Source organism: Amycolatopsis jiangsuensis (assembly GCF_014204865.1).
In the GTDB taxonomy this organism is placed as follows: Bacteria; Actinomycetota; Actinomycetes; order Mycobacteriales; family Pseudonocardiaceae; genus Amycolatopsis; species Amycolatopsis jiangsuensis.
Map to the genome: position 1 here is coordinate 2,419,814 of NZ_JACHMG010000001.1, position 16,352 is coordinate 2,436,165.

Genomic DNA, 16,352 nt, shown 5'->3' on the forward strand with positions numbered 1-16,352 from the left:
AGATGCCCACAGTGCAACAGGGGAGGCAGCAAGTGGCAGGGCAGGAGCAAGCGATGAACGCCGCGACCTTCGTCGTGGCCGGCGCCGGAGGCGGAGGCGCTTCCGGGGGTTCGGGCGGCGGAGCGTTCACGCTGGACCGGGACGCCATGACCGCGGAGTTGACGAACCTCAAGAAGTTGAAGGACCGGATCGCCGCCCAGATTGACCGTGCAGCGCCAATGTGGTCCATCCAGTCTCCGGGGAACGATCCCGCGTCATTACGCAACACGGATGCCAGCAACAGGTCCGGCTTGGCCTACCGTGACGCTCTTGTCCGCAAGCGCGATTTTGTGGGCGTCTTCATCGAGAAGATCGAAAAGGCACTCGGAATCCATGAGGCCAATGATGAGCAGGCTGCGCAAACCGTCAATACCAAGGGTGACGGGGGTCGCTTCTGATGCCTGGCTTGTCAACAAGGTTCGTCGGTGTTGCGGCCGGTCTGACTGTTACATACATGGTTGTGGCCTGTTCGGGGACTACCGCAGGCACGGCGACACCTGGACCTAGCTCCGCGCCCGCCGCGTCGAGCAGCGGCCTACCGGTACCGACGGTAGCGCAGCCGTTGCCCGCATCGGTGGTTCAAGGAGACCCTTGCAAAGCGCTCACTGATGCCCAGGTAGACGGCCTGTTTACGAACACACCCACACGTGACCATGCTGCGGATGACACCGGCGTGGCCCACGCGTGTAGTTGGCACGATGTTGATCGCGGCTCGCTGGTGACGATCCAGTTTGTATACGCCTGGAAGCGCGGTCTTACTGACGTGTACGCGACGCAGGCGAAGGGTGGGTTTTTCAAGGTTCTGCAGCCGGTACAGGGATATCCGGTGGTGGCCTATGGTCCTTCCGACGACCGTTCGCGCGGGAGATGTGGCGTCGCCGTGGGGATTGCTGATAACGCGGCATTTGAAGCTGACGCAACTGTTGCCCAATCGGCTACTGGTACCGGGGATCCGTGTGAGGACGCCCGGAACGTTGCGAATCTGGCGCTCACGACGTTGAAGGGGGGCGCGTGATGTCCGGTCCGGCCGATGCGGTCAGAGCATGGATGCAGTTGCAGCAGAAGGAGGGCAAGCTGATCCTGCCCGGAGAACTGGTGCGACGGGTGAAGAGCGGGCCGGGTCCGGGCAGCCTCGGCGAGGCCCAGCAGGTAAGCATGTCGCAGGCATCCGAGCAGCAGGGGATTGAGTCGGATACGCGGGCGATCGTGGCCCGGCTGGAGGCGGCGTGGTCCGGGCAGAGCGGTGACGCGGCCCGGGGCGGGCTACAGCCGCTGACTCAAGCGGCGACTGCGGCATCAGCGGCTTTGGGCACGGGACAGAACACGCTGACGGATCAGTCGCATGCGTTTCAGTCCACTCGGGACTCGATGCAGGACGTGACCGACTCGCCGCCGGAGCGGGATGCAGTTGACGTACTGACGGTGTGGGACACCGACACCGAGGATCAGATCAACAAGAACAATGCGGCGATCCAGCAGAACAAGCAGATCTACGACGGTTTCACCTCTACCAGCGATGGGCACGCGCAGACGATGCCCACCGAGTATGGTCAGATGCCCGACGCGCAGGGCGATTTCTCTATCGGGGATCCTTCTGGCACTGGAAATCAGCAGTCTGCAAACTCCGGGCATTCCGCATTTCAGCCACACTCGTCCGGTCCGGGTAGCTCGGCGCAGGACGGTTCGTCGGTTTCACCACCCGTGCAGTACCACCCGGGAAACGTTGGGTCCGGCTCCGCAGGCAACGTGCAGGTGCCTGCCGCGCAAGGGAGCGGTGGCGATGGAACACACACCTCCGGCGTGGTCCCTCCTCCGGCGTCCGGCCCGGTTGGTGGGTGGAGTGGCGACCCGTCGCGGCTCAACCCGATCGGCCCTGGTGGTGGAGGATCGTCCTCCTACGGTCCGGGGAGCGGCCTTGGCGGTGGTTCGGGATTCAGCGGGGGTTTCGCCCCTGGTGTGTCTGGCCCGGGAGAACCGGGAACAGGTGGAAGAACGCCGGGGATGACCGGTGGGGGTTCTCGCTCGGGCGGTCTCGGTGGGGCGGGACGGTCGACCGGTTCGGGTGGCAGGTTCGGCGCAGCGGAAGAGCCGATGACGCGCGGCGGGGGTGGGACGGGTGCGTCCGGTGCCCGGGGCGCGAACGGTATGCCAATGGGCGCTGCCGGCGGAAAGGGTAATAAGGAAGAGGACAAAGAGAAGAAGTCCGCTTCGTACTTGCTGGAACCGGACCCGAATGCGTTGTTCGGATACGACGGCAAGGCCGTGCCGCCGGTGATCGGCAAATAGCCGGTTATGGTGATCGACCAGCCGGTCACGGTGCCACGGGTGGCTCTTGCCTGGGCATGGGAAGGCGAACGAATCGGTCCGGCACACCCCGTGCTGGGGATCGTGGAATGGTGGCTCGAAGACGACGCGGTAGCCTCGTTCGACGAACTGATGCGGCAATCTCTCGCCGAGCCCGGTTTCTATGACCTGCGTCGGCAGCGGCTGACCGGGGATTTCCGGGACGTACTTCTGGGCATTTCCACCGCCGACGCGGAGTGCTACCGGATTTCCAGTCGGCGCGACGGACGCAAGTCCGGTTCGCTGGCTGTCCTCGCTGGACGTTCCGCCTTGCTGGTCACGGTGGACGATGACGAGGCGACATTGGTGCAGATTCCAGCCGGCCGGTTGTGCCGGGCGGTGGTGGGCGCTCTTCCTGATCTGCGTCCGGCCGGTATCCGAGAGATCCGGGTACTCCGGTCGGAATACGGAGCGGGACCTACATCCGAGTCCTACGACCTGGATATGAACAGCGATTACACCGCGCCAAACGCAGCAGAACAGATGCGTACGTTGATGGCCGCTCGACGCAGCGCGGTACATCAATTCTACGTGGCCAGCCGCAGCAAGGGCGCGCGTTCGTCCAGCTATCCGCTAACCGCTGTCGACACGATCGACCACGGACGGATATTGACCATGCTCCAGAACGGTCCCGATGGCGACGACGTCATCTCATGTGGCCCGGGAAGCGCCGACTACATCACCGCGACCTTGGACAACACCATGCGAGGACTGAACACCTGACGTGTCAGCGCTGCACGTCCGGCAGGCATGCCAGCCGCCGCAACTGCCGGGCTGAGCCGATCTCGGACGCCAACGCGCGTGCTTTCGTGATCTGCTCGCGTGCTCCGTCATGCTCTCCGCTTGCAACAAACGCGGTCGCCAGATCGACGCGTAGCCCTGCTTCCGCGCGCGTAAATGTCGGATCCAGGTTCCGCAGAGCTGTACTGAGGACGTCGACGGCTTCTGTCTCGCCGATGCAGGCAAGCGCGTTCCCTCGCCATCGGGCGAGGTGGACAGCATCAAGAACGAGATACGGGCCATCCGCGTCAGTAGATCCGGACGGGAGCAGCGACGCCGCGCGGTCGAAGGCACGCAGGCAGGCGGCGCGCTGGTTGCTTGCGGCGAGGGCTTCACCGTGCGCGGCTGCAAGCCAGGCGCGCAGGAATCGTCCAGACGTGCCGCGAGCGTCGTCCTCGGAGGCTGCCAGCAGCTCGGCCGCGTCATTCGCGCGCCCGAGGTCGAGAAGCACGAATGCTTGCTCCGCGCCGACGTGGTGCGCCGAGGCAGTGTTTTCTTGTTGGCTTGCTGCTTGTTTCGCGCGTTCGTAGTGGTCCCATGCCACGGAAGCCTGCCCTTGGTCGAGGGCTTGCCATCCGGCAAGAGCGCTGAGTTCGGCGAGTAATGCGGCGAGGTTGCTGCGCGTCCCGGCGGTCAGGCTGTAAGAGTGCAGGCGAGTCACTTGGTTGATCTTGACCGCAACTTCCTCGTACGCGACGGCGGCACCTAACTGTCGGTCGAGTTTCCGGATGGCCGCCAGTTGATCTCGCAACAGTGTGACCACCTCCGACGTGACTCTCCGAGAGATAGCAAAGGCTGCTTGCAACTCCTGCCGGTCTGTCCGTACTCCTCCCGGGAGCCCGGGTGTGTTCAGGAGTTCGTCTACCGGGGTGTTGAAGATCCGCTCCAGCAGACGTGCCGTCGCAGGACGCGGACGCCCGACCCGGGTGCCGTCTGTCCGGCGTCCGGCGACCAAACGCTTGAGGTTCCGTTCACTGAGCGTGCCAGGCTCTTCGGAGCGGCGTGCAAACTCCTCGGCGAATTCAACAAACTCAGTCAGGGACTGGTTACGTTCCCAGATCCGCTGCTCCAGCAACGTCCGTGGTTGCCTGCTTGCGTCCGTCACGCTCACTGTCCCTACGTCCCCGATGTGGCCCGGTATTGGCCCGCTCATGTCCTTACGCTGAAATAGTCTCATAGTACACGCTCATATCGGCTCAATTTGGAGATGGCGCCCTTGGTGCACGACGTGCCGGCGGAGGGGAACGACGAACATGGCAGTCACGGTGGAACGGCTTTACGTGGTGTGGCATCGCTGCGCTTGCGACGGCCGCGACCATGCCGTCACCGACGAAGAATTCGCGTGGGGACGGCACCAGAACTCAGGTGGTCGTTATCCGGCGGTCTGCGGTCACGCAGTCCTGGTCGGATCGATGCTTCAGGCCCCTGGCATCCCGTGTGTGGCATGCGGGGCGTACGTCGCCGCGCGAAACGGGGCTTCGGCACCGAGCACCCGACCACGGCGAACCCGACGGCACGCAGACTCGCCCTGGCACCGACTGCTGCGCCGAGTGCATCGGTGCACGGGCACGACGGCTTCCTTCGGCGGTGCGCGGTGAGCGGGCCCGTGTTTCTCGCTCGCCCCGCGCGAGGAACCGTCGGTGAAACGCGCCGCTTGGTCCACGTGTTTCCCGTCCCGGCCGGTGAGATCCCTCCCCGGCTAGGCGCACTCTGCGGCGCGGATTTCGGCTCCGGCGAACTGGAACTCATCCACGCCCTGAGCGGTATGCCCTGCACAGACTGCCTGCGGCAGATACCGGCCGTTCCCGAACTGGCGACCGGCGCCTGATGGCAAAGTTCGTCCACGTCAACGGCTACACCGAGGAGATTGATCCGACCTTGGTGCCACCGGTGCGACTGCTGATCACGGTCCATTTAGTCGACCAACAGTGGCACGACTACTCCGAACTGCGGGAGGAACTGGGACTGCTTCCCGCCGTCTTGTCGAAACAGTTAGCCGCTTTGCGGAGAGCTGGCTACGTGACGACACGACCTGCAACGGACGCGCGGAGATCAGCGTGGCAGCTCTCGGACTGTGGCCTTGACCAACTGGTCTCACACCTCGCCGGATGGCAACGCGTCATCGGCGCAGCGTCCAAGATCGTCGCAGCAGCACGCGCGGACAGGCATGCCTGAACCTGCGTCCATTGACTGGCCGGGACAGGCACCGGCCCCAAAGCTGGGCGGAGCGGGTTCCCCCGACGACCCGTTCCGCCCACCTCGGCGTTCAGTCGGTGAGCATGTCGGCAGGCATCAGCGCAAGGAGACGCCGCGTGGTGGCCTCGTACTCAACGTATGCCCGGGAGTCGTCGGGGCCACCGGCCGCGATCATCTCCTCGTAGGCCAATGCTTGCGCAGCGGTCACGGACGCCACCTGCTCCAGCATCCGTGCCGCACGTTCGGCACGACTCTGCATTTTGGCCATGCCGGAAAGCCCCCGCTCAGCCAGCCCAGCAAACAACGCGGCGGCACGGTCTTCGGTCCCCGCCCATGCCCGAAACGTCGCCGAGCTCCGGCGCAGATCGTCGGCATAACTCGACGAGGTGTCCTGGCCAGAAGGCGCGTCGGAAGGCTCGCTCATCTCCATCATCATGCCCGACCCTCGTGGCAGACACGGCCGATCCCAGAGTTGTCTTTAGCCCATAGGTCGCTACGAAGTCTCCGCAGGTCACAAGTAGGTAAACAATTATCGTGTCGCCTTCAGGAAAACGGATTCCCTGAAAGAGGTCTTCACGAGGTTTGACAGCACCGTCGCGGGCGCGACGCGGCTTCGCCGGAGCGTGCGACGTGGCGTTACAGCACTGCACGCAGGCGGTCGGCGATGGTGCCGAGCCGGCCCAGTACCCCGTTGACGAAGCGGGGCGAGTCGTCGGTGGACAGCTCCTTCGCCAGCCCCACCGCCTCGTCGATGGCGACCGCGTCCGGGACGTCGGCCGACCACAGCATCTCGTACACGCCGGCCCGCAGCACCGCGAGGTCGACCGGGGGCATCCGCTCCAGTGTCCAGCCCTGGGAGTGTTGCGCGAGCAGTTCGTCGATTCGCTCGCGGTGCGCGGTCACGCCCTCCACGACCGTGATCGTGTAGTCCGCGACCGGGTCCACCTCGACCGCGCCGACGCGGTCGGCCAGCAGCGTCACCGCGTCGGTGTCGCGCTGGGCGGCCTCGTACAGCATCTCGACCGCACGCCGGCGGGCCTGCCGGCGGCTGATCGGACCACCGCGGTTCGGATGCGGCGGGAGCTTCCCGTCGGCCATCAGGCGGAGATACGGCCGAGATACCGGCCGTCGCGCGTGTCGACCTTGATCTTCTCGCCGGTCGAGAGGAACAGCGGGACCTGGATCTCCGCGCCGGTCTCCAGGGTGGCCGGCTTCGTCCCCCCGGTGGAACGGTCGCCCTGCAGGCCGGGGTCGGTGTGCTGGATGACGATCTCGACCGAGGTGGGCAGCTCGACGTAGAGCGGCTCGTTCTCGTGCACCGCGACCTGGACCTCGGTGTTCTCCAGCATGTAGCTGGCGTTGTCGCCGACGATCCCGGCCAGCACCGTGATCTGGTCGTAGGTGTCGCTGTCCATGAACACGAAGTCCGCGCCGTCCTTGTACAGGTACGTCATGGTGCGGCGGTCCACGGTGGCCGTGTCGACCTTCGTGCCGGCGTTGAAGGTCTTGTCGACGACCTTCCCGGTCAGCACGTGCTTGAGCGTGGTGCGCACGAACGCACCGCCCTTGCCCGGCTTGACGTGCTGGAACGCGGTGACGGTCCAGAGCTGGCCGTCCAGGTTGAGGACGAGTCCGTTCTTCAGGTCGTTGGTGGTGGCCACGAGCTTTGGTCTCCTGTGTCGATCTCTGCGTCCGCGGCCCGTCTCAGACGGCCACGAGGTCCTTGGTGCTCAGGGTGAGGAGCTCGGGCCCGGAGTCCCGCACGACGAGCGTGTCCTCGATGCGCACGCCACCGCGCCCCGCGAGGTACACGCCGGGCTCGACGGTGACCGCCATACCGGCGGACAGTGTACCGGCGCCCGTGGCGGCGAGGCTGGGCGCCTCGTGCACCTCGAGCCCGACGCCGTGCCCGAGACCGTGCGCGAAGTCGTCCCCGTGCCCCGCCGCGGTGATCACCGAACGGGCCGCGGCGTCCACTTCGGACACCTCCGCGCCGGGCGTGACGGCGTCGGTGCCCGCCGCCTGCGCGCGGTGCACCAGCCCGTAGAGCTCACGTTGCCATTCCGCGGGTTCGCCGAGCACGAACGTGCGAGTCATGTCCGAGTGGTACCCGTCCACGGTCGCGCCGAAATCGAACTTCACGAAGTCCCCCGCCCGCAGCTGCGCGCCGGTCGGCCGGTGGTGCGGGATGGCCGAGTTCGGGCCGGCCGCCACGATGGTGGCGAACGACGGCTCGCTCGACCCGTGGTCCAGCATCCGGCTGTCCAGCTCGCGCGCCACCTCCAGTTCGGTGCGCCCCGCCCGCACTCCCCCGGCGGCGAGCAGGTCCGCCAGCGCCCGGTCGGCCGCCGCGCAGGCCGCCCGCAGCGCCTCGACCTCCACCTCGTCCTTGACCACCCGCAACTGCTCGACCAGGCCCGGCGTGCGGATCAGCTGCACGTCCTCGAAGCGCACGGTGAGCGTCTCGTGCTCCTCGACGCTGACGTGCTGGCTCTCGAACCCGGTGCGGCCGTAGCTCGCGCGCTGCCCGGCGGCCCGCGAAGCCAGCGCGCGGGCGCTGGCGCGGTCGAGCACCCGTTCGAGGTCGGGCACCTCCGACTCGGACTGGGTGGTGTAGCGGCCGTCGGTGCAGAACACCGTCTTCGCTTCGCCCCCGGCGTGCAGCAGCAGTGCGGCGTTGGATCCGGTGAACCCGGTCAGGTAGCGGATGTTGCGCAGGTCGGTGACGAGCAGCGCGTCGACCCCGGTCTCGTGGAGCAGGGTACGCAGCGCGTCGCGGCGGTGAGCGTGGATTTCCGGCACCCGGCCAGCTTAACCAGCGGGCGCCGCCGGCCCGTCCGGCGGCGCGGGAGAGGAGGCCACACCACGTTCACCCGGCGCCGCCTACACTCCGTCCATGCTGGGTGCCTGGTTGACTCGCGGGCTGGTGATGGCCGTCGTGCACGCCGTCGCCATGACGCTGCTCGCCAAGTGGTCCGTGTTCCACCCGACCGGCCAGAGCGTGCTGATCTCCCTGACGCTGGCCGTGCTGGTCGGCGTCGCGGCGCTGTGGAGCGCGGTCGACGGCTGGCTCGGCAAACCGGACCGCGGGCGGGCCTGGTTCATCGGCGGGCTCGTCGCGGGTGTGGTCTCGGGAATTCTGTACGTGATCGGACGCGCGGTCTTCGTCGACGAGACCGGTGTCTCCGAGCTCGGCCCGGCGCTCACCGGCGGGGCCGCGTTCACCGCGCTGCTGGTGCTCGTCCCGGCCGGGCTGGGGCTGTTCGTCGGCAGCCGGATCCGCCGGCCCGCGACCACCGGCGACGACGCCGGGGCGCCATCTCCGGAGGACGACGAGGCCGAGGACGGTTCGGGCAGCCGTTCCGGCGAGCTGGAGCTGCCGGCCGCGGACACCGGGCGCTCCCCCGGCGACGACGAGCCGCGATCCCCGGGGAAACACGCGCGCCGCACCGCGGAGGCGGCGGGTCCACGATCCGGAGCCGAGGAGCCGCGGCCCTCTCCGGTCAGCCGCCCAGCGGCAGCCCGGGCGCGGCGGCGTCCCACTGTCGCTGGTCGATCTCCAGCACCCCGGAACCGTTGAGCTCGACGATCGAGGTGTCCGGCAGCCCGTAGCGCACCCCGTCGAGCACGATGCCGTAGCCGCGGCCGGCGGTGTGCACCACGGTGGCGCCCGAACGCAGGCGGGTTTTCACCGGCAGCTCGCCGACCTGCGGCAATGGCCGGTCCACGACTTCACCGGCGAGCGCCCCGGCCACCGAGCGCCGGTCGATCCGGATCCGCTCGCCGCGGCGGAACAGGTCGATCGTGCGGTCCGGGGAGGGCATCGCCACGCCGTCGAAGGTCGCGGTCGTCCGGGACCGCGACGAGCACCCACCGGCGCCGTGCACGTCGAGGCCGAAGTGTGCCAGCCCGGTGGGCGCGCCGGCGCCGCCGATCCGGGTGGCCCGCACGACGTCCAGCGCCACGGTGCCGCACGGGTCGGTGACCGAGGTGGGCGTGTGCCCGTCGGGGCGGCGGACGAGGCCGGGTCCTTCCTTCCACGCACCGGGAATCACCAGCGGCGCGTAGGGCTGCATGGTGAAGCCGCGGTCCCAGAAGGTGACCGTGGTGCCGCCGGCGGTCTCGTGCGCGATGGCGAACGCGTCGAGCGCGCCGACCCAGGCCAGGTCGGCGCTGAACCCGTCGACCACCGACCGCTGACGGGGCGCGGCGGTGCCCGCGGCCGGGCTGAACCCGTTGTCCCCCAGTGCTTCCACTCCGTCGCGGAAGGCCGGGTCGTGGGCCCGCAGCAGGAACTGGCCCGCGCCGTTCCAGCCTGCGGCGCGGCCGGTGGTGTCGGTGAACATCAGGTAGTACCAGCCGTCGAGGAACACCGCCGAGGGCTGGCCGGCTCCGTAGACGTTGGCGCGGTGCACGTCGTGGGACGGGCCGAGGATCGGCTGCCCGCCGTTCGCCCGGGTCCAGTGCACTCCGTCGCTGCTGGTGGCCAGCCCGATCGCGTTGCCGAGCGCGTGGTCCCCCGCGGCGCCGGTGTAGTACAGGTAGTAGGTGCCGCCGACGCGGAGCACGGATGGATCGCAGGTGTGCACGCCGTCGAACTTCCCCGGTGCACCGGACAAGACCGCGGCGGGGGCGCCACCGCCGGGGCCGGTGAACGGGCCGTCGGGGGACCCGGCCTCCGCGTAGAGGATGTCGTCGCCGGGTGGCGGGGCGCTGCCGTACTGGCTGCACCACCACAGGCGTGTCCGGCCGTCCTCGACCATCGCGGTGGGGCCGTAGTTGTACACCGCGTCGGCAGTGCCCGCCGCCACCTCGTGGCCGCTCTGTCGCGACGAGGTGGTCTCGAGGGGGACGTTCGCGGCACGCGGCGGCTCGGCGGTCTGCGGTGCGTCACCGGAGATCCCGCCGTGGCCGGTGCCTTCCGCCTGCGGCTGCGCGGCACTCGGGCTGCAGCCCACGACCACCGTCCCGGCCAGCAGCAGGGCGGACAGCTGACGCACGGGTCGCCGAGCCCCACGACGGATCAGGTGCACGACTGCCGAGTGTAGCGAGCCCACCACCGGACGGGTGACAGCAGCCGGGTTCACGGGGTGTCGGTGGCGACCAGCTCGACCTCGAACCCGTCCTCGTTCTCCAGGTAGGCGGCGTAGTGCTCGGGGCCGCCCGCGTGCGGGTAGCGATCGGCGAACAGCGGCCGCCAGCCGTGTCCGCCGCCGGCGAACCGGTCGACCTCGGCGCGGGTGCCGGCGTGCAGGGCGAGGTGGTTGAGCCCGGAGCGGATGCGGTCGTGCTCCGATCCGGCGTGCACCTGCTCGACGACCAGGTAGGTGACGCCGGACCGCCAGCTCACGCCCGCCGGCCAGCGCTGGAACTCCCGCCAGCCGAGCCGTCCGAGCAGCCAGCCCCAGCTCTGTTCGGCACGGGCCAGGTCGGGCACCCACAGCTCGACGTGGTGCAGCCGCCCACGCCGGGCGGGCGGCAGCGCGATCAGGACCCGGTGCGTCGCGCCGAAGTGCTCGCGGCTGCCGACGTCGAGGAATCCCGTCCGTGCCGAGACCGCGAGGCTCGCCGCGTTGTCCTCGTGGACGAGCGCGTACACGGCGGGCAGGCCCAGGAAGTCGTGTGCGTGCTCCAGCACCGCGGTGACCGCTTCGGTGGCGAATCCGGTGCCCGCGTGCTCGGTTGCCACGGAGTAGCCGATCTCGGCCCCGGCGCCGGGAAGCACCGACGAGGGGCGCAGGCTCGCGAGGCCGATCAGCGCACCGGCGTGTTCGATCACCCAGTGCCCCTGCCCGGCCGGCGGCGAGGCGGCCAGCCGTTCGGCCACCAGGGCGCGGGCTTGCGCCGGGTCGGAGAAGTCGGCGGCGAAGTACCGGCTCATCGCGGGATCGGCGAACAGCGCGACCACCGCGGCACGGTCGGCGGGGGCGAGCGGGCGCAGCCGGAGCCGACCGGTCGCCAGCTCCGGAGGCGGCGTCACGAGCCGTGCGCCGCGATCCAGCGGAGAGCGAGTGCGTACCCGTCCACTCCGAGCCCGGTGATGACGCCGGCCGCGAGGTCCGCGAGCACGCTGTGGTGCCGGAACTCCTCACGCCGGTGGACGTTGCTGATGTGCAGCTCGATGAACGGCGCGCTGAGCTGCGCCGCGGCGTCCCGTACGGCGATCGAGTAGTGCGTCCACGCCGCCGCGTTGAGCACCACCGGCGCGCCGACGTCCGCGGCCTCGTGCAGCCAGCCGACCAGCTCACCCTCGTGGTCGGTCTGCCGGACCTCGACCTCGATGCCCAGCTCCTCGCCGGTGCGCACGCACAGCTGCGCGAGGTCGGCATGCGTGGCCGCGCCGTAGACGCCCGGTTCACGCTTTCCGAGACGGCCGAGATTGGGCCCGTTGAACACGAACGCCTTCACCACGCCACGCTCCCCTCACCCGGCGTACCTGCCGCCGGGTACGTCGCCGGAACCGCGATCGCGGCCCGGTTCGCATCGGTCGTTTCCGGGTACTTCTCCCGTGTTTCCACCGCTGGGCCGTCCGCCTCGCGAAGGGCGCACGCCGAGACGTTCACAGCAGGACGCTCCCGCCGTTGGTCGGCTCCTCGGCTTCGAGCGCGGAGTACGCAGCGGCCAGCAGCGCCGGGTCAGGGCCCTCGAGCCGGCCGGGTTTGGCGAGGCCGTCGAGGACCACGAAGCGCAGGACGCCGGAGCGGGTCTTCTTGTCGCCCTTCATCGTCTCGACGAGCTGCGGCAGCGCGCCCGCCTCGTAGGTGGTGGGCAGGCCGAGCAGCTTCAGCACCGTGGCGTGCCGGGCCGCGGTCGCGTCGTCGAGGCGGCCGGCCAGTCGGGCCAGCTCGCCCGCGAAGACCAGGCCGACGCTGACCGCCGCGCCGTGCCGCCAGCGGTAGCGCTCCCGGCGTTCGATGGCGTGGCCGAGGGTGTGGCCGTAGTTGAGGATTTCGCGGAGGTCGGATTCGCGCAGGTCCGCGGCGACGACGTCGGCCTTCACCTGGATCGAGCGGCGGACCAGCTCGGCCAGCACCTCGCCGCCCGGGTCGACGGCCGCGGCCGGATCCGTCTCGATGAGCTCGAGGATCCGCGGGTCGGCGATGAACCCGGTCTTGACGATCTCCGCCATCCCGGCGACGAGTTCGTTGCGCGGCAGCGTTTCCAGCGTCGCGAGGTCGACCAGCACGGCGCTCGGCTCGTGGAAGACGCCGACCAGGTTCTTGCCGGCCTCGGTGTTGATGCCGGTCTTCCCGCCGACCGCGGCGTCGACCATGCCCAGCAGCGTGGTCGGCACGTTGACCAGCCGCACTCCGCGCATCCAGGTGCCCGCGACGAACCCGGCCAGGTCGGTCACCGCCCCACCGCCCAGCCCGACGACCACGCCGCGCCGGTCGAGCCCGATCCGGCCGAGCACCTCCCAGCAGAAGCTCGCCACGGAGAACGCCTTGCCGTCCTCGGCGTCGGGGATCTCCACCCGGTGCGCGTCGAGCCCGGCCGCGGCCAGCTCGTCCCGCACGGCCTCCGCGGTGGCGGTCAACGTGGGCGGATGGATCAGCGCGACCCTGGAGGCGTCGGCGAGCTGCTCGGTGAGCTCACCGAGCAGCCCCCGTCCGACGAGCACGTCGTAGGGCTGCGCGGTGGCGACCCGGATCCGGGCCGGCTGCATCTCGGGCACGGTACTTCCTCACTGCTCCGGGGATTGGCTGCTGGCTGCTGGCTGCTGGTGAAGGCTCGCATGGACGAACGGCTCGCCACCCGGCGGCCGGGCCGGGCGGGAGGCCGGGTGGGACGGGCAGCGGTTGCGGGCCGGGTGGCCCGGCCGGGACGGCGGTTGCGGGCCGGGCCTTCCCGGGTCGGTGGGTTGCCCGCGCGCCGAGTGACCGGCCCCGGGGTGCGTGGCTGTTCGAGGGCCGCGCGTGTCGTCGTGGTTTCGGCGGCGATTCGGTGTCCGTGGTCCGGCTCCTGCCCGGCTACTGCTGCTGGACCTGGCCGGGCGCGAGCGCGGCGACCACAGCGGCCACGATCTCGTCCGGCGACCGGTGGTCGGTCTCGACCTCGATGGTCGACACCTCGCGGTACACCGGCAGCCGGGCGTCGAGCAGAGCCTTGAAGGTGGCGCGCGGGTTCACGCCGGCCAGCAGCGGACGCGCCGTGGACAGGCCGGTCCGCTGCACGCCCGCGGCGAGGCCGACGTTGAGGAACACCACCGTGTGCTGCGCCAGCCGGGCCCGGGTACCGGGCGTGAGCGGGGCGCCGCCGCCGAGGGAGAGCACGCCGTCGTGCTCGGCGAGCGCGGCGGCGACCGCGTCTTCTTCCAGCGCGCGGAAAGCCGGTTCGCCGTCCTCGGCGAAGATGTCCGCGATGGGCCGTCCGGCGCGGGCGATGATGTCGTCGTCGGTGTCGCGGAACGCTGTGCCGAGTGCCGCGGCCAGCATCGGGCCGACAGTGCTCTTGCCGGACCCGGGCGGCCCGACGACGACCGCGCGCGGGCTCACCAGCGTTCCTCGAGCGCGCTCAGGTACGCCTGCGCGTTGCGCCGGGTCTCGGCCAGCGAGTCGCCGCCGAACTTCTCCACCGCGGCGTCCGCGACGACCAGCGCGACCACGGACTCCAGGACCACCCCGGCCCGCGGCACCGCGCACACGTCGGAACGCTGGTGGATCGCCACCGCCGGCTCCCCCGTCTGAACGTCCACAGTGGACAGTGCTTTCGGGACGGTCGAAATCGGCTTCATCGCGATCCGCACGCGCAGCGGTTCGCCGTTGGTGATGCCGCCTTCGAGCCCGCCGGCACGGTTCGACCGGCGGGTGACGCCGGACGGCCCGGGGCCGCGGTCGATCTCGTCGTGCGCTTGACTGCCCCACCGCCGGGCGGTGGTGAAGCCGTCACCGACCTCGACGCCCTTCATCGCCTGCACGCCCATCAGCGCACCGGCGAGCCGCGCGTCGAGGCGACGGTCCCAGTGCACATGCGAGCCGAGGCCAGGCGGGAGACCGTAGACGAGGACCTCGATCACGCCTCCGACGGTGTCGCCCGCCTTCCGCACCGCATCGACCTCGGCGACCATCGCCTCGGTGCCTGCCGCGGAGAACGACCGCACCGGGCTCTCGTCGATCGCGGCGAGGTCCCCCGGCTGCGGCAACGGCCCGTCGGGCGCGTCCGCGGCGCCGATGGAGACGACGTGGCTCAGCACCTCGGCCCCCAGCAGCTGGCGGAGGAAGTTACGCGCGACCGTGCCGAGCGCGGTCCGCGAAGCCGTCTCGCGGGCACTGGCACGTTCGAGCACCGGCCGCGCCTCGTCGAACCCGTACTTCTGCATGCCGGGCAGGTCCGCGTGCCCCGGGCGGGGCCGGGTGAGCGGCTCGTTGCGGGCCAGACCGGCCAGCTCGGCCTCGTCGACCGGGTCGGCCGCCATCACCTTTTCCCACTTGGGCCACTCGGCGTTCTCGATCTGCACCGCGATCGGGCCGCCCTGGGTACGCCCGTGCCGGACGCCACCGAGGAACTGCACGTGATCGGTCTCGAAGCCCATCCGCGGGCTGCGGCCGAACCCGAGCCGCCGCCGCGCGAGCTGCGCGGTGAGATCGGAGGTGGTCACTTCCACCCCGGCGGGCATGCCCTCGAGCACGGCGGCGAGAGCGGGGCCGTGTGATTCTCCAGCAGTGATCCAGCGCAACACCGGCCAATCCTGTCACGACCCGCCCGCAGCCCCGGCAGAGCCCCTGATCTCAGACGACCCCCGTTCCCGCGGCCGGGAAGACCGCGCACACCCAGGTGGCCAGCACCAACCCCGGCCCATGCGGAACGACCATGCGCCCCGGCCCACCCCACCCCCGACGGCGACGAGCCACGCCCCGGCGACGTACGCCCCACACGGCGCGAGCGAGCAGTGGACCGGTCGGGTGCACCGTGGCCCGCCCGGGTCCGGCCCGGGCTCGGGTGACTGGGGGCGAAGCGGCCTCCGGTGCGGCAGGGTCCGAGGCGGGCGGGGCCCGGGTGGGTGGCTCCGGCGTGGGCGGGTCCGGCGTGGGCGGGTCCGGCGTGGGCGGGTCCGGGGCGGGTGACTCCAGGACGGACGACTCCAGGACGGACGACTCCAGGACGGCTGCGATGGTCGGGTCAGAAAACAGGTGGTCTGGTCGTGGAGTTTCGGCTGGGAGTCGCGCAGTCTCGGACGTGGCGTCCGGAGAAGGTGGCTGGGGCGAAGCCGGGCGGTCATCATGCGGCCAGGGCTGCGAATTGTCCGGGACCTGCCCGGGCGAGGTTTGCGGCGGCGGCGAACTGGGGCGTCGTTCGAGGAACCAGGTCGTCGTTATGCCGGTCAGGCTCGCCGTGGCCGCCAGTGCGGCCGCGACGATCGGCGTTTCTCCGCCCAGCGCGCCCAGGACCGCGCCGAGTGCACCGGACAGTTTCACGTCGCCCGCGCCCAGGCCGCCCGCGGAAAGCCGGTGCACGAGAAGGTGGGCGCCGCCGAAGAGGAGGCATCCGGCCACTGCGCCGGTGAGCAGGCGGGGTCCGCCACCGGTCGCGGCGAGGACCAGCGCGATCGCGATCGCCGGGTACGCGGGCCAGGTCAGGACATCGGGCAGCCGGTGGTGGCGCAGGTCGGCCAGTGCCAAGGGCATCCCGAGCACGGCGACCACCCATGGCACCGGCAACCACCAGGCGGGCAGCACTCCGGCCTCCACGCGGACTGCCGGTACCGCGACAGCCGCCGCCGCTCCCGCCACGACGAGCAACGCCGGAACCGGGGCGCCGGCCCGTTTCACCATCATCACCAGCACGGGCGTCACCACCCCGGCCGCGAGCACCGCCATCAGAACCATGTCGCCAGCGTGTCGGCGAAGTGGGGAGAAGTGCAAATGCCGAGCGTCACGACGGTCCCCCTCGCTCGCGACACGCCGGAAGATTCACTCGACGGGGCCGCGAGCGGAGATCATCAGCGGCTGCGGCGTGGATGCGAGCGTTGAGCGGGGAAGTGGGGGAAGCGCCCG

18 protein-coding genes are annotated in these 16,352 nt (G+C 70.1%); 6 read left to right on the top strand and 12 right to left on the bottom strand.

Annotated features, from left to right (window positions below; all coding sequences use genetic code 11):
- Window positions 1–53: 53 nt before the first annotated feature.
- From BJY18_RS10520 to BJY18_RS10535, 4 genes are read left to right on the top strand one after another with little or no spacing between them, the layout of a single operon-like run.
- Window positions 54–437 (top strand): hypothetical protein, encoded by a 384-nt coding sequence (locus BJY18_RS10520; protein WP_184779803.1) that lies wholly within the window; start codon window positions 54–56, stop codon window positions 435–437.
- A gap of 56 nt (window positions 438–493) precedes the next feature.
- A complete protein-coding gene (locus BJY18_RS37990; RefSeq protein WP_376774757.1) occupies window positions 494–1,054 on the top strand; it encodes a DUF3558 domain-containing protein in 561 nt (186 codons plus the stop codon).
- Window positions 1,054–2,325 (top strand): hypothetical protein, encoded by a 1,272-nt coding sequence (locus tag BJY18_RS10530; protein WP_184779805.1) that lies wholly within the window; start codon window positions 1,054–1,056, stop codon window positions 2,323–2,325. The genes BJY18_RS37990 and BJY18_RS10530 overlap by 1 nt, the downstream gene beginning before the upstream one ends.
- Window positions 2,326–2,331: 6 nt before the next feature.
- Entirely contained in the window at window positions 2,332–3,105 is a 774-nt protein-coding gene (locus tag BJY18_RS10535; protein WP_184779806.1) for an ESX secretion-associated protein EspG, read from the top strand.
- Window positions 3,106–3,109: 4 nt separating this feature from the next.
- Here BJY18_RS10535 and BJY18_RS10540 read toward each other — a convergent pair whose 3' ends face one another.
- Window positions 3,110–4,267: an NsdA family TPR-like regulatory protein gene (locus tag BJY18_RS10540; RefSeq protein WP_312873808.1), complete on the bottom strand. Its 1,158-nt coding sequence runs from the start codon at window positions 4,265–4,267 to the stop codon at window positions 3,110–3,112.
- 722 nt (window positions 4,268–4,989) lie between these two features.
- On the opposite strand from BJY18_RS10540, the gene BJY18_RS10545 reads away from it, so the two are divergent.
- A complete protein-coding gene (locus BJY18_RS10545) occupies window positions 4,990–5,337 on the top strand; it encodes a transcriptional regulator (protein WP_184779807.1) in 348 nt (115 codons plus the stop codon).
- A gap of 91 nt (window positions 5,338–5,428) precedes the next feature.
- Here the strand turns inward: BJY18_RS10545 and BJY18_RS10550 are convergent, their stop codons facing one another.
- The 4 genes from BJY18_RS10550 to BJY18_RS10565 form a co-directional block, all read right to left on the bottom strand.
- Window positions 5,429–5,782, bottom strand: a complete 354-nt coding sequence (locus BJY18_RS10550; RefSeq protein ID WP_246458827.1) for a hypothetical protein — start codon at window positions 5,780–5,782, stop codon at window positions 5,429–5,431.
- Window positions 5,783–5,994: 212 nt separating this feature from the next.
- On the bottom strand, window positions 5,995–6,456 hold the full coding sequence (nusB, locus tag BJY18_RS10555; protein WP_184779808.1) for a transcription antitermination factor NusB: 462 nt from the start codon (window positions 6,454–6,456) through the stop codon (window positions 5,995–5,997).
- Window positions 6,456–7,019 (bottom strand): elongation factor P, encoded by a 564-nt coding sequence (gene efp / locus BJY18_RS10560; protein WP_184779809.1) that lies wholly within the window; start codon window positions 7,017–7,019, stop codon window positions 6,456–6,458. The genes nusB and efp overlap by 1 nt, the downstream gene beginning before the upstream one ends.
- A gap of 43 nt (window positions 7,020–7,062) precedes the next feature.
- Window positions 7,063–8,160: a M24 family metallopeptidase gene (locus BJY18_RS10565; RefSeq protein ID WP_184779810.1), complete on the bottom strand. Its 1,098-nt coding sequence runs from the start codon at window positions 8,158–8,160 to the stop codon at window positions 7,063–7,065.
- Window positions 8,161–8,254: 94 nt separating this feature from the next.
- On the opposite strand from BJY18_RS10565, the gene BJY18_RS37995 reads away from it, so the two are divergent.
- On the top strand, window positions 8,255–8,938 hold the full coding sequence (locus BJY18_RS37995) for a B-4DMT family transporter (RefSeq protein WP_184779811.1): 684 nt from the start codon (window positions 8,255–8,257) through the stop codon (window positions 8,936–8,938).
- Here BJY18_RS37995 and BJY18_RS10575 read toward each other — a convergent pair.
- From BJY18_RS10575 to BJY18_RS10605, 7 genes are all read right to left on the bottom strand, one after another.
- On the bottom strand, window positions 8,862–10,349 hold the full coding sequence (locus tag BJY18_RS10575; protein ID WP_184784536.1) for a glycoside hydrolase family protein: 1,488 nt from the start codon (window positions 10,347–10,349) through the stop codon (window positions 8,862–8,864). The genes BJY18_RS37995 and BJY18_RS10575 overlap by 77 nt on opposite strands.
- A gap of 92 nt (window positions 10,350–10,441) precedes the next feature.
- Window positions 10,442–11,338 carry a GNAT family N-acetyltransferase gene (locus BJY18_RS10580; protein WP_184779812.1) on the bottom strand — a complete coding sequence of 299 codons (897 nt, stop codon included), beginning with the start codon at window positions 11,336–11,338 and terminating at the stop codon, window positions 10,442–10,444.
- The gene (aroQ, locus tag BJY18_RS10585; protein ID WP_184784537.1) at window positions 11,335–11,766 is read right to left on the bottom strand and encodes a type II 3-dehydroquinate dehydratase; all 432 of its coding nucleotides are present in this window, start codon (window positions 11,764–11,766) and stop codon (window positions 11,335–11,337) included. The genes BJY18_RS10580 and aroQ overlap by 4 nt, the downstream gene beginning before the upstream one ends.
- Window positions 11,767–11,917: 151 nt before the next feature.
- Entirely contained in the window at window positions 11,918–13,024 is a 1,107-nt protein-coding gene (gene aroB / locus BJY18_RS10590) for a 3-dehydroquinate synthase (protein ID WP_184784538.1), read from the bottom strand.
- A 304-nt stretch (window positions 13,025–13,328) separates the two neighbouring features.
- Window positions 13,329–13,853, bottom strand: a complete 525-nt coding sequence (locus BJY18_RS10595; protein ID WP_184779813.1) for a shikimate kinase — start codon at window positions 13,851–13,853, stop codon at window positions 13,329–13,331.
- Window positions 13,850–15,037 (bottom strand): chorismate synthase, encoded by a 1,188-nt coding sequence (gene aroC / locus BJY18_RS10600; protein ID WP_184779814.1) that lies wholly within the window; start codon window positions 15,035–15,037, stop codon window positions 13,850–13,852. The genes BJY18_RS10595 and aroC overlap by 4 nt, the downstream gene beginning before the upstream one ends.
- A gap of 49 nt (window positions 15,038–15,086) precedes the next feature.
- Window positions 15,087–16,184 (bottom strand): prepilin peptidase, encoded by a 1,098-nt coding sequence (locus BJY18_RS10605; protein WP_184779815.1) that lies wholly within the window; start codon window positions 16,182–16,184, stop codon window positions 15,087–15,089.
- Between the last annotated feature and the right edge of the window lie 168 nt (window positions 16,185–16,352).